The sequence below is a fragment of the Lentzea sp. NPDC020367 genome, assembly GCF_044387305.1.
Lineage (GTDB): Bacteria > Actinomycetota > Actinomycetes > Mycobacteriales > Pseudonocardiaceae > Lentzea.
In genome coordinates this window covers 20509-34299 of record NZ_JBIRVV010000002.1, presented here as the reverse complement: position 1 = coordinate 34299, position 13791 = coordinate 20509, and the positions used below count along the sequence as shown (strand labels likewise).

Genomic DNA, 13791 nt, shown 5'->3' with positions numbered 1-13791 from the left:
CGCGTGGGTGGCCCCTACCCGCCCGACAGAAATGAGCCGGATCGTGAGCTCCCGGCAACTCGCGGCAGCGCGTGCTGCGGCGGCCCGAGGGTGGCCAGTTGTGCCGGCCGGGGTCGACAGCAAGATCCCTCTGTTCGAGGGCTGGGACTCGGTGGCAACCACCAGCCAGGAGAAGATCTCAGTCTGGTGGGCGAGAGCCCCCTACAACATCGCCATTTCGTGCCGGGCAGCTGAGCTGGTCGTCCTCGACCTCGACGCCGCCCACGGCGAACTCCCACCCGCCCAATGGGCACGCCGGGGCGTTCGTCACGGGCGTGACGTGCTGAGGCTGCTCGCTCACGACCTCGGTGAACCAGACCCAGTCCACACCTACCGCGTGTGGACCCCGTCTGGAGGGGAGCACCGCTACTTTCAGGCTCCCCAGGATGTCGCACTGCGCAACACGGTCGGGGCACTCGGCTGGCACATCGACACGCGCGCCCAGCACGGCTGCATCATCGCGGCCGGGTCGGCCCTCCGAGTGGCGGGGAAACGACGCCTGTATCGCCTCGCTCAACCTCTTCTGCCCGTCGCACCGCTACCCCTCTGGATTGTCACAGCACTCACGCCGCCTCGAGCAGCCGATCTTCCTGCTCGCACGTCCGGAGGCGTGATCTTGCCCGCACGCCGTGCGACCGCCTACGCGGCGGCCGCGGTACGCGGAGAAACCACGAAAGTGCGGGAGGCCAGGCCTGGAACCCGCGCTCACACACTGTTCGTCGCCGCGATCAAACTCGGGCAGATCGTCGGAGCTCGGTGGCTCGACGAGCAGGATGCCGTTGACGCACTGCTCATTGCCGCTTCGGGCCACGAAGGCGTGAGTGGCTGGACGTACGCAGAGTCCCTGCACCACATCATGAACGGGATCGCACGCGGAGTCCGGGAACCACGCGAAGTCCTCGACATCGCCTAGCTGCCACTCGGTGCCGAGTTCACGACGCTTGAGGCGCGTACTTCGGCCGGCCGACCAGTATCGGCGGCCTCGACTCGCTGGCGTGTGAGCACGTCTAGCTACGCGCTGGTCTACCTATCGCCTGGTACGTAAAGACAAACCCGCGCCCTCTTGTTCAGAGGCGCTGGAGCGTCACGACCTCCGCGATCGCACACCCTTTCCGTTTCGCGCATCGGCCCTTGACCCGCGTTGACCGACGAGTGGTTCGCGGGAGGGCCCGGCCGGAGGTAACCATGTACGGCCTGCCAAGCCCCAGCATCGGCGAGTTCGGCGCTGTGTCACCTGCTTTCGGTGACTACGTCGTCTACGAGGGAAGCGTCCTCGAAGCGTGGGGTCGTTACCGAGTCGTCGAGATCACCGAAAACCCGTCGGGAGATCGCTACTCGCTCTCCACCTACCAGGACGACTTCGTGGTGCTGCGGCGCGTCAGTTGCCGCTCGATCGCCACGATCCCCTTCGGACACGTCCATCGCGTGCTCAATCCGGTGGAACGCATCGAGGCTGTACTCCGACGATGCGCCGAGGAAGGCGTCACGATCGACATTGCAGATGACGAACAGCTGTCGACACACGTGCTGAGTCTGCTGGCAAGCAACCGCCACGTCGAAGCTGACGCTCACCTGCTGCGTGCCGAGATGGCGAGCGGAATTTTGACCGCTCCCGCCTTCCGCTACCGCATCGGGCAGCTTCGCATCCGCGGCAACGACGAGTCGTACCTGACGAGCGACTCCGCACACATCACCACCTCAGCGACCTGTGACGGGACATTGCCCGGCGTTTCATCGGGCTGACGACTCCCAGAACGCCTGCGAGCAGGTCGCGCCCACACCTGCGGTGCTGCAGAGGACCTTCTCACTCAGCAACGAGAAACCATTTCACGACAAGGCTTTGTGGCGCCACGGACGCGATAACCGGGCGCCACCTGCCGGGTGTGCCGCGCAGCCCCCTGCCTCCTGCCCCCCAAGGCGGGTGCGGGTGCGCGGCACACCCACCTCCTTTCCTCAACAGAAGGCGATAGGAGACCTCGTGGCCGGCTACATCCATCCGTTTGACGACCCGCACATCCCCTCGAACCCCAACCCGCGTGTGTGGGTGTTCTACAGCCGCGGCGAAGCTTACGGTGCGGTGCAATCACACGAAGAGATCCACGACGGCGACATCCTCTACGTCCCACCTGCGCGGGTGATCGGCATCGCTACGTCTGCGTGGCCGTGCGCCTACACGCCGCTGCCCGCCGGAACCGAGACCGACGACCTGCACACCCTGGCGGCCGGCCACACCTGGGAACAGTTCGCCCACGGCCGATACATGAACGCCGTCACTCGGATCCGCAACCCGACTGACGTCGACCTCGACGCCTACGCCGACAACCTGGGCTGGCGATGGGAGGACGTCCCCCATGCCCTGGCGTACCAGTATCGCGCTGATGAGTTCTGCATTGGCTGCGTGCGTGCGGTAGCTGGCCTGGTGCCAGCCGGCGACGATCTGCGGCGCCTGCACCACGCGGCCTGGCACTACGAGGCCGTGCTGCGCGGCATCGATCTCAGCGACGAGTCCAGCTACGACTCAGCCGATTTCCCCAAGCCCCTCAATGTCTCTGCGAACCTCCAGCAGGAGAAGGACGAGGAGAAGTCCATACCGCCGAAGCCCCGCGTTTGCGGGAACTGCGCCACTCCGCTGGCGCTCAACGGTCCGCCCAGCTGAATCCGGCTGGCCCACCTCAATCACGTTCTGCGAGGAGAACCTCATGCCCGTGGAGAGCGGGACAGCGGACGAGGCCGGTCACAAGATCGGTGACGTCTGCCTGACCTACGTCGATGACTCGATCTACATCGAGATCACCAAGCAGGCATCCGACCGGTACGAGTTGGGCTGGTCCGACCAAGTGGCGAACGAGTGGTTCGAAGAACTCCCGTCTCTCCCGATGGCCGTGGTGCGCATGGCAGCGATCCTGCAATGCGGAGAGCACAGCTGGGACCGCGGCACGGTGGAACTCGAAGAGTTCACACCCGCCGCTGCGAAGTTGCTCGACTTCGCCACCTCAGGCTGGGAGACCCTCAAGAACCAGACGACAATCCACACTGGAGAGACACTCTTGCCGATCGACACCACCGCGTCGTCGGATCTGAAGTCGGCGCAATGACTGCGCCCAGCGATCCCGGACCGAACGGCTCGGAACAGACAGGCGCCGAGCACACGTCGGCAGCTTCTTCCGTCGACAACGTCTACGCGGTGCGGCTGCGCCACGACCGCGGCACCATCACCTTCACTGTCGGACTCGCTAGCTCTCCGCGCTCGGCGGTGGAACTGGTTCTCGCGGCTGAGCACGCGCCGCGGGCCGCGGTGAAATGGGTAAGGCTTCAACCCCGATGTGACTACTGCGCCAACCTCGCCACGCGCTACGTGCGTGACAGCGGCGACGACACCCCTTTGTGCTGGGACTGTGCCCGCACACAACACGGCGGCACTGCCAGGGCAGCACGCGAAGCCACCGGCAAGCTGGGCATCAGCCGGTACATCGAGATGCCTGAAGACAGCTGGGCCACTCCACCGCAGCAACGGAGCACCGCCGACTCTTGAGGGTCGCCGTGCCTGAGCCATTCGACGTGCCTTCATCACGGCCGAGTCGACGAACTTACTGCCACGGACGTGCTGGCGAACACTCAGCAGCCCGCTCCACAAACGACATGCCCTCGGGTGGTGTCTTGTCTGGGAGGCCAGCTCGTCGTGTGGGCGCGAATCGCGCGAGCCGACAGGTGGAACTCCTCCATATCAACCGTTGAGTGCCAGGCCCCGCCGTTGACGGGCGTGGTCCGCCTGGGCGACCTCCTCGGCCGGCTGTACCTCGACTAGGGATCCCGGGCCGGCGGGGCATGCCTGCGCACCTGCTCTCGGCACACCGATGAGGAAGACAGATGAGCGTCCACTTCCCATCGACAGCAACCAGACAGGCCCTTGGAGCGCAAGTATCCCGGCTACGGCCTCGTCGACCAGATGACCCGCGAGTTCTACCGGCGCGACGCGATAGTCCGAGTCTCGTTCACGGTTGGCGAGTGGACAGACTTCACGAACGAGGTCTGGGATACCCACGTCGACATCAACCTCGGCGAGCGCGTACAGGTCCTCGCCTTCGCCAACGTCGGACTCCGCGCGATCGCGGCCATCGTCGCGGTCATCAGCCCACGCACTCGCGAACCGATCATCAAACACGGTGTAGGCCTCGGACACCTGATTCTGCCCGCAGTCTCACCAGGCGCACGGCGCATGTACGTGGACTACGCGAGCGATCCGAGGGGCACAAGCCGGCACAACCGTCGCCCCATCGCCCAGCACGAACGGACCTCAGACCTGTCCGGACCGCGAGGCGATGTCGAACTCCGCTTCATCTCTCTTCGCATGCCGGAGGAATGACCAGCGCCACCCGCTGCCAGCTGTACGCGGTGCACGATCAAACCCCGCCACGAGCCGATCGCATCGTCTCCACTGAGCCGCTGTCGGCACTCGCGCGAAGTCGATCCGCGCTACCGGCTCAGCTCGTCGCATCAAGCCGCCAGAGGGCCGCGCTCACTCCCCAAGCCGCCGCGCTTCTGAACCGACTCATCGAGCACTACAAAGGAGATCTTCCATGCCCGAAAACCTCTTCCTGCAGATCGGCGACCTGTGCGGTGTGCCCCGAGACGTCGGACACCCCGACCGGTTCGAGGTCAAGTTCATCCTTGGTTTCAACAACGACCGCCGCTTCATCAAGGACACCGGTCGCTGGGACGACGGAACCGCGACCTTCCTGGACGTCGTCTGCTCCGGCACGCTCGCCAAGAACGTGTTGGAGAGCAACTGGACCACCGGCCTGAAGATCATGGTCTACGGCCACCTGACCAACAACGACTCGTTCGACCACGAGATCGGCAAGACCATCCCAGCGTTCACGTTCAAGGCGATCCACGCCGGGCCCAGCGCGCGGCGCGGTCCGGTCACAGCGATCAGGGAGCGGAAAGCTCGTTACGAACCAGTCCGCGCCGGCGACATGTTCCCCCAGGTCGCCCGAGCTCTTGAAGAGATGCAGCGGCGGCGCACCGCGCCTGCCGCCGAGACGCTGGCCGCGGCGTGAACCACCGACTGCGAACCGACCGAGACACGACTCGCAACGATCAACACGAGCCTCCTGGCGCAGAGTTTGACGTCGCCAGGAGCTGACTGGACGTCCAATGAGCTACCGCACATCTCCCAGCCGCACCTTCCAACTAAGGCTCGCCAACGGCCGCCTGCTGCACGTCGCTCCCGTGATCGCCGGCCGGGTCCGAGGAGTTGACGCTGACGGCGACGTTCTCGTGTGCGACGAGGACATCAAGCGTGCCGACGGCACCGAACGCCTTGTTCCGCTGACACCCTGCTGCCACGCCACGGGAAAGGGCGTTTCTTATTCCGAGACCAACGTCGCCTGCCGGCACTGCTGCCAGGACGTCGACCACAAGTACGGAACAGATGGCCATCTGGCAGTTGGCCTCGCCGCGACCGTCGCTTCGGTGTCCGTGGAACGCCAGCCGGGCGAAGTTCTCACCTTCAGCGCCACGGCGACCGACGGTCCCACCTCACTGGCTCTGGCTGGAAGCAATGGCAGCACGAACGAGCTGCGCGAGCGGTTGCGGGCGGCGACGGCCAATTCTGGCCTCCCCGTCATCCATCGCAGCATCACGGTGCGCGTCGACCCACACCGGAAGCTTCCCTCTGTCACGTCGGCGGCCATCGCCGTGGCCGCTATCGCGGTTGCTGCAGGAATCTCGACGCGGCGGATCACCAACACCGCCGTGATCGGCGACGTGAGCCTCGACGGCGGCCTCCGCGCAACGGGCGACATCTGCGCCGCAGTCCGGGCAGCCCGCGCCCACGGCATCAGCCGGGTCATCGTGCCGGCGACGTGCCTTGAGGACATCGTCGAACTGGATGACCTCGAAGTGCTTGGTGCTCATCGCCTGGCAGAGATTGCCGAGTGGCTGCGAGGCGACGACAACGCGCTCCACAATCTCACTTCGGACAAGGCGAACTCGCCGACACGTTCCGTGCCGGATCAGGAGTGAGGCCTCAGCTCCTGGCTGAGCGATGAGTCGCCTGACACGCGCTGGGAGCCGTACAAGGCCACGGAACCCTGCGAACGCAGGAGATGGGTGTGCTGGCGGCTTAGGCACGAGGCCCACCGCCCGAGGACGGAACCGCGACAGTCAGCCGCCAGCACGGTGCTTCAGCGCCGGAGGCACACCATGCCTGATTTGCTGAAGACCTTCACACCCTACCGTTCGTGGATCTGAGGTGTGGAGCACCGTCGACCTTGCGCCTGGCGTTGCGCGTGATGCTCCCGCGAGGCATGACCGCGGGAGTCACGGTGAGCGCGACTACGAATGCGCCGCACGTCGCGGGCCTGGTCGCGACGACCAGACGAGTAAGTACATCGGCCGGGAGAGCTGGCACAGCTCATAGCTGGACCAGCCCTGTTCGTGTCGGAGCAACACAGCGCGTCGGGGGTTGCCGAATGGCGAGCAGGACCATCCGCAGGCTTCTTCAGGCCAAACGATCAACCCAAGCCCCGTGGGCGCCGGCGACCGCACGTGAGCGGTACGCCATCGAGCACAGGCGCCAGCGCCAGAACGCGATAGAGGTAGCGAACGGCGAGAGGTGCGGGACCTGCGGGTTTCCGAGCGACATGCCGAACTGCCCCGACTGCCCGACTGGAACCTGAGCCGCGGACATAATCAGCAGTTCCGAAAACTGTGGCTGATTCCGAAATTCGGCTCACCTACGGAAGTGATGAGAGGGGCGGCGCATTGTATGGGTCGGTGACGGCCTGTCAATTCGCCTGTCCAATGATTTTTTGGCGCCCGAATGGCGCGGGGCCCCTACCGCCACGCAATTCGGGCGCCAAAAAATCACCGGCCAAAGATGGCGAATTGACAGACCGCCACCGACCCGCGGTCAGGAAGACAAGGGCAGGCCCCTGGCCTGCCCTTTCATGGCGCGCCGCCCCTCTCATCACTTCCTCTGCGTGCCCGGACTTTGTGGCACCGAGAAAGAAAAAGAGTCCAAAGAATTACCCTTTTTGGTCGGGAAAGACTTGCATTGCAGCCCTATTCTTAATAGGATCGAAGTGCAAGAACACGCCGAGGACCGCGACCCCCGGCGGCCGGAAAACACCACCAAAGGTTGAGTCTCATGACGAATGAAACGTCTGTTTCGGAAATGCTGGAAGACATTGACCTGCTCCTTGACCTTGGCGGAATGGCCGAGGCACGCGAGCTGGCCGCACAGATTCTTGACACCGCAGACCCCGAAACCCTTGAGGTACTCGCTCACATCGCCTGGGTTCGCGAGAACAACACCAAGACCGTCAACGCCCGGATGCGGGACGCATGGAAGCGCAGCACCCCGGAGCACCGCGAACTCATCGAAACGTGCGTCGTCCTGTACGTCGACCCGATCACCCCGCCCGTCGACGAAGCAACTCCGGCTGAGCCCGAGGTCCTGCGCGCCGACGTGCACATTCCCACCACCCGAGCCGAAGCGCCGGAGTTGCGCACGAGCTGCCGCAGGGACGTCGTCGAGTTCAGCCCTGTCCGCCGGAAGGTCGACCCGGCCGCCCGCATCGCGCGCAGGACCAAGAAGCAGATCCAGACGGCCATCAAGTGCGCCAAGACTGTCCACCGCTACCAGTGGAGCCGCGCCGGTGTCGACGACCAGCCTCCGATCGAGGAGAGGCCGTTCAACTACGAGAACGACTACGACGAGACGGCCGTTCCCGCGCTACAAGGGCTCGCGTGCGTCCACTGCTGGCAGGAACGCAGCGCAAAGGACAACCGCTACCACACCGATGGACTCTGCGACCGGTGCCGCAGCCTTGACCGCCCAGGGCTCCCGTCCCTGCCCGCCACCGCGTGGCGAGACGAAATCATCGCCGCCAGGTGCAAGTTCATCGCCACGACTTTCCCGCGCTCGACCGCACTGGCCATCCTCCGCAAGGAAGCCGACGCGTACAGCCCGGCCGACCAGTGGGACATGAAGCGGCTGGTACACAACAACTTCGGTTGGAGCAACGAACCGAAGAAGTCCGAAGCGCGGGAGACGCACTACGCAATGGCCGCCTAGGCCGCACAACCACACACCAGGGATGCACAGCCCGACAAGGACGTGCATCCCTGGTGGGCGCCGCGCGCGAAGCCGGGGTGCGCCGGGCATCGAGCCCGACACACCCCGAGCGAAGGCTGCCGCCCTCGCACACCCGCCGCCTTCGGCGAATAGGACCGCCTGCGGCGGCGTAACTCACGCGACCTCGGTCCGAAGCCTGCTGACACCGGCGCGACAACCACGTGCGCGCATACCCAAGGGCAGGAGTCAACGCGGCACCCGCGCTCGGGAACTTGCCTAACCCAAGCCATCGTCGGGCGGTTCGGACACAGTGGTTGGTGCCCCCAGAGCGCCGACCACGTTCAGGTCACCCCGAACACCAGTGCGGACCTTGAGGGAATCTCTGGATGCTCGCGGGTTTGGCGCCCGCGCATCATCAACGTGATCGAGCGCCTGGTCCTCGGCGTCTCGCGCCCGACGAGCCCACCTTCGGAACGAGGCGACCTGGATACCAGTGTGCCGATGAAGCTCCGCGTCTCGGAACGTCGCACCGATAGCACTGAGCTCGGCGCCGCTCAACGCCTCGATCACCGCCCGCCCGGCAGCCAGCTCCTTCGTATCCAGCTTCGCGTCCTCAGCCGCAAGGTCCCGCTCCAGCTGATCGCGCAACGCCTGCTTGCGACGTTCGACGTCTTCCAGCTCCTTCACGGCCGCCGCCGCTGCCGCCGCGATCGTCAACACCGCCCGCTCGCGCAGCTTCCGTCGCTGCCGCTCCTCGGCGCGAACCTCATCTCTGATCTGTGCAGCCGTCTTCACGTCAACCCCTCCCGAGTGGACGGACCCCTCCGTGGACGCTAATGCACGCACACATTCCAGCGCTCGACCAATCTGCCCCACCAGGTCAACCGACACACAGCAGCTGACAACCCGAGGAAGTCGCAAAGCGGCCGGACATCGACGGCCCTGCGGGCCGGCAGTTCTTGTGCTGATCGCTGCGCGATCAGGGCAGGCTTTGCGCCTGCGAAGGACAACAGCTTTGGACTAAGGTATCGCTATCGCGATACGAAGAAGATGATCTTCAAACCCTCCCACGCGCAACGCGGGGGAGAGGTATGCCCGGTGTCCTGGGTGACATCGATTGGTAGCGCGCCGGAACAGGTCGACTACCGGCTCGGACAGCAACACGGCTGTGTCGCAGGCATCTCCGGAGACGCACAGCTCGAGTACCGCACCGACGCGGAACGCCCCCTCATCTGGATCGGCCAGGCACTGGCAGATCTGGGTGTCGAAGCGGGCACCGAGCTGACCCCGGAGCAGTTTCCGCTCGCTCGAGCCATGATGGACGGCTACCACCCGCGCTCCGGTGAGCAGCTCGTCGAGCACAAGCTAGGCGTGCCGATCGAGGCCAAAGTCCCCATCGCGCAACTGGTTCGCATGATCGAAGGCGTCGCCCGCGAGGCCAAAGTGGACGTCTCCGAAGTCCTCCGGCACCGCCAAGGCAGATGGTCCGGAACAACATCCAAACGCATGCTCGACATGTTCGACCGCGCCAAGCGCTCGGTCGTGCGCCACGGCGAAACGGCGATGCTCCGCGCCGACCACGCCGGCCAGCTCGCCGACGCCGCCGAACTACGCCTCACCGCGGTCTGGGACCCCGGCGTATTCGAGGGCGCGGCAGCCAATCTCACCAAGACCATCACGATCACAGCTGAGGACGGAACCCAGTCCGACGCGGTGGTCGACAACCGGGTCATCACCGGCAACCGCGGCTACGACATCACCCTCACCCTGCCGAAAAGCTTCTCCCTCCTGCGCGAGTTCGTCGATGAGGAGACAGGCAATGCCCTCGACGCCATCTACCTCGAGCAAGGCGGCGCCACCTTCGCCTGGCTGGAAACCAACACCGCATACGGAATGCGCGGACATCACGGCGACGGCTCAAAGGCGGAAACGGTTCCAGGCAACGGCTTCGCGGGCTGGGCCATGATCCACCCCGCGGCCCGACCCGCAGCCGGCAAGTGCTGCGGCGACCCGCACTGGCACGTCCACTACACGATCACCAACATGACCAAGGGCCCCGACGGCAAGTGGAGCACCGTAGCGGCCGGCGGCCGTGACCTCATGCGCCACATCCCAGCCGCCGCGAAGCTCCTGCACGGCAGCGTCCGACACGTCTTCACCCAGCGATACGGCATCGCCTGGCGCCGCTCCGAACGCACCGGACAATGGGAAGTCGCCTCTATCCCGGACGCCGCCATCAAGGAGTTCTCCCAGCGCGGCGCCGACATCCACGCCATGCTCCTCGACCTCGGCTTCACCGAACAGGACGCCTCACGATCGCTCAAAAGCATGGTCCAGCAAGAAACCCGCCAGGCGAAAAACGACACCCCCGAACCGGAGTTGACGCGCCGCGAGCAGAACCGCCAGCGAGCCATCGACGCCGGCCTCGACCCCGACGCGATGGCCCAAAACGCGCACATCCCCGTGATGCCAGAAGAAACAACCCGCCAACCAACCCTCAACGAGCTCGCAACCGCACTGCAGGACGTCGAGCGCGGCCTCACCGGACACTCCCGCAGATTCTCCCGTGTCGACGCGCTCGCAGCCGTCGTCGACCAGCTTCCCAACGGCGCTCAACACCACACCGTCGAGACCCTCACCGACGACGTCCTGCGCCACAACGGCTTCGTGCCACTGATCAGCATCGACAACGACGACGACCCTGCGGCCAGCATGGGGGAGCGCCACCAACTCGGCGCCGACCACATGACCAACGCCCAGCTGTACACCACCCAAGACATCGTCACGGCCGAGAAGACCATCGTCTCCGCCGCCCAAGCAAGCCACGAAGACCAAACCCCGATCCGCGTTCCCCGAACCACCGCGGAGATGGCCGCCGACACCATCGAGGCCACCAACGGCTTCACCCTCTCCACCGAACAACGCCGCGAACTGCTCAACATCGTCACCTCCGGCCAGGCCATCGACGCACTGATCGGCGGACCCGGCTCCGGCAAGACGACCCTCATGGAAGCGGCCCGCATCGCCTACGAAGCCGAAGGTTTCGTCGTTGCCGGAGCCTCCACGCAAGGCGTTGCCGCACAGAACCTTCAAGCCGCGTCCAACATCTCCAGCCGAACCGTGGCGCAATGGAGGTGGCGCATCGACAACGGGAACGGCCTGAGCGGAATCGACGTCCTGATCCTCGACGAGGCTGGCATGACCCACGACCGCGACCGCGCAGCCCTCTACCAAGCCGCCGAGGACAGCGGCACCAAGATCGTGGAGATCTTCGACCCCAAGCAACTGCGCGGCGTCGGCTGCGGCTCAATGGTCGCGGTCGTGCACGAGATGGTCGAAGGCGGAGCTCTGCTGGACAACCGCCGCCAAGCCGACGAAGACGAACGCGCCGCAGTCGCGGCCTGGCGCAAGGGGAACTACGTCGACGCACTCACCTCATGGGCCGACCGCGACCGCCTCATCGTCGGCAAGACAAGTCAGGACACCACCGCCGCCATGCTCGCCACCTGGATCGACCAGCGAATCGGTGCACCCGACCCGCACACCGAGATGCTCGGCCTGCTCATGGTCGCCAGCACGAACGAACAAGTAGACCGCCTCAACGCCGGCGCCCAAGCCATCCGCGAAGTGCAAGGCGAACTCGGGCACGGCCGAACCTACGACCTGCCCGGCGGCCACACCATCCACCTCCACGAGAACGATCACGTCCTCGTCCGCATCAACGAACGCCACACCGACGACCCCGACGCGCTCAACGGCTACCGCGGAGTCATCACCCACATCGACGACACCGGCCACCTGGACGTCACCTGGACACGCGCCATCCCCGGCGGACACGTGCGCGAGAGCCGCACCTTCGACCCCGGCTACGTCGCCAAAGGCGGCCTGACGCACGGCTACGCCCTCACCGCCCACAAGAGCCAAGGCCTCAACATCAACAAGACCTGGACAGGGGAGGACGACGAACAACGCGGCGGCGCCGTGCTCTTCCACGCCCCAGGCGCCGACAACCGAAGCTTCCTGGTCGCCACCTCGCGTCACGCACAAGCCGTGTGGACGTTCGCATCCCTGCAAGACTTCGAGACTCCACATGACACGTACATGCTCGGCGAACCTGACTCCGCCTTCACACGCAGACGCCGCGTCATCACCAAAATGGTGGAGCGGGCCGTAGCCACCGAGATCAATGCCAACGACCGGCCCGTACTGGTCGACCTGAAGCAACTCAAGGATCCCCTACCCAAGTCGGAGCCGTCCGGCTTCGACACGCCCCAAGCCGGACGCCACGCAGCCAGCGCAGAACAACGAGCAACAGCCGAAGAGCTGCTCCGTGATGTCTGGCAAAACCACACGGCTGTCGACGCCGTGACGAACGGGAGCGCCTTCGACTCCATAGCCCGCCTGATCGATCGGTTGAGCTCGAGCTCAACCGATCCCCGCGACGCACTCGTGCGCATCAACCCCACCATCATGGTTCGCCCCGCCGTACGAGATGCCAGTCGCATCGTCTGTGCTGCCCTCAAACGAGTAGCCAAGGCGTCCAAGGCCGCAGACCAAGGAGACGGTGCACCAGCTCTCACGCAGGAAGCGCAGCTGCGGGACCAAACGGCAGACCTGCTACGCGAAACATGGAACGACCATCCAGGCGCCGAACTCGTCATCACCGGCTCAGCCTTCGGCGCGCTCGCACAGAACCTCGCCCGCGCCGCCGACGCGGGCCACGATCCGCGGGACGTGCTCGCGGCGATCGATCCCCAAACACTCAAAGAAGAAGAGAACCCAGCTGCGTTCGTCGCATGGCGCATCCGCACCTCAACGATCGCCAGCACTCGCGCGACCACCGATGACCAGGAGAGCGCCTTCTTGGGCGCTGCACCACGCCTGAACCTTCTGATCCCGAGCTACCAACGTACGATGGCGCGCCTCGAATCGGTCACCAAGGATGACCCAAGTGCGAACATAGACCCACCTCAGCCAGTCAAGACCTACGGCATGTGGCCATCGTGGTTGCCACGTCCTCCACAACCAGCCGCGTTGGAAGGACGCGACCGAGCGCTCGCCGCAGCGGCAACCGCAGACGCCAAACGAATCCAGGCACGCGTCGTCACGCTCACCCGCGACGCCGCCCGAGACCGGCCAGAATGGGTCGAACAACTCGGACCCGCACCCGAAGGCGCCGCCCAGACAGCCCGCTACCTCGCAGCATTGGCGATCCTCGCCGCCTACCGAGAACAACACGGAATCACCACCCCTGAACCTCTCGGAGAAGCGAACCGCAACGATCAGATCCGTCCCGAACATGAGGCAGCTCGGAGCGCTGAAGAGCAGGCTCGCCATGCCACAGCGTCTAGGGCCGCCATGGCAATCGAATCCAGCTCAGCGACTGATCTGCAGAGCCGAGCACCTGCTGGGCCGATCGATCCGAAGGAGACAGTGGATCGACTAAGGCTCGTCGAGCAGCAACAGCGGGAGTCCGCCGCTCGACGTCGTCGCGAGCTCGATCACCAGCCGCGTGATCCGCGTCCTGGACCACGACCAGGCTTGTAGACCACAGGACGGGCGAGCGCTGAGGTTCGCATGGAGTCGCCTGGCTGGGTGAACTCCGGAGAATGCAAAGCCGATCAATGTCCCTGTTCGTCGTGGACCGAGATCACCTGTGCCAAGATTGC

General features: G+C 65.3%; 11 protein-coding genes. 10 read left to right on the top strand and 1 reads right to left on the bottom strand.

Features of this window, described 5'->3' with window-relative positions; genetic code table 11:
* Positions 1–31: 31 nt before the first annotated feature.
* The 9 genes from ACH413_RS07335 (at position 32) to ACH413_RS07295 (ending at position 8122) form a co-directional block, all read left to right on the top strand.
* Positions 32–952 carry a bifunctional DNA primase/polymerase gene (locus ACH413_RS07335; RefSeq protein WP_360049030.1) on the top strand — a complete coding sequence of 307 codons (921 nt, stop codon included), beginning with the start codon at positions 32–34 and terminating at the stop codon, positions 950–952.
* A gap of 272 nt (positions 953–1224) precedes the next feature.
* Complete coding sequence (locus tag ACH413_RS07330; protein ID WP_360049029.1) at positions 1225–1782, top strand: hypothetical protein; 558 nt, start codon at positions 1225–1227, stop codon at positions 1780–1782.
* A 235-nt stretch (positions 1783–2017) separates the two neighbouring features.
* Complete coding sequence (locus ACH413_RS07325; protein ID WP_360049027.1) at positions 2018–2695, top strand: hypothetical protein; 678 nt, start codon at positions 2018–2020, stop codon at positions 2693–2695.
* Positions 2696–2738: 43 nt separating this feature from the next.
* Entirely contained in the window at positions 2739–3134 is a 396-nt protein-coding gene (locus tag ACH413_RS07320) for a hypothetical protein (RefSeq protein WP_360049025.1), read from the top strand.
* On the top strand, positions 3131–3571 hold the full coding sequence (locus tag ACH413_RS07315) for a hypothetical protein (RefSeq protein WP_360049023.1): 441 nt from the start codon (positions 3131–3133) through the stop codon (positions 3569–3571). Before ACH413_RS07320 ends, ACH413_RS07315 begins: the two co-directional genes overlap by 4 nt.
* Before the next feature lie 375 nt (positions 3572–3946).
* Complete coding sequence (locus ACH413_RS07310; RefSeq protein ID WP_360049022.1) at positions 3947–4402, top strand: hypothetical protein; 456 nt, start codon at positions 3947–3949, stop codon at positions 4400–4402.
* Between the two features lie 214 nt (positions 4403–4616).
* Positions 4617–5099 carry a hypothetical protein gene (locus ACH413_RS07305; protein WP_360049020.1) on the top strand — a complete coding sequence of 161 codons (483 nt, stop codon included), beginning with the start codon at positions 4617–4619 and terminating at the stop codon, positions 5097–5099.
* Between the two features lie 97 nt (positions 5100–5196).
* A complete protein-coding gene (locus ACH413_RS07300) occupies positions 5197–6066 on the top strand; it encodes a magnesium chelatase domain-containing protein (protein ID WP_360049019.1) in 870 nt (289 codons plus the stop codon).
* Positions 6067–7183: 1117 nt separating this feature from the next.
* On the top strand, positions 7184–8122 hold the full coding sequence (locus tag ACH413_RS07295; RefSeq protein WP_360049018.1) for a hypothetical protein: 939 nt from the start codon (positions 7184–7186) through the stop codon (positions 8120–8122).
* A gap of 276 nt (positions 8123–8398) precedes the next feature.
* On the opposite strand, the gene ACH413_RS07290 is transcribed toward ACH413_RS07295, so the two are convergent.
* A complete protein-coding gene (locus tag ACH413_RS07290) occupies positions 8399–8917 on the bottom strand; it encodes a hypothetical protein (RefSeq protein WP_360049017.1) in 519 nt (172 codons plus the stop codon).
* A 303-nt stretch (positions 8918–9220) separates the two neighbouring features.
* Between ACH413_RS07290 and mobF the strand changes: the two genes are divergently transcribed.
* Positions 9221–13669, top strand: a complete 4449-nt coding sequence (gene mobF, locus ACH413_RS07285; RefSeq protein WP_360049016.1) for a MobF family relaxase — start codon at positions 9221–9223, stop codon at positions 13667–13669.
* The last annotated feature ends 122 nt before the right edge of the window (positions 13670–13791 follow it).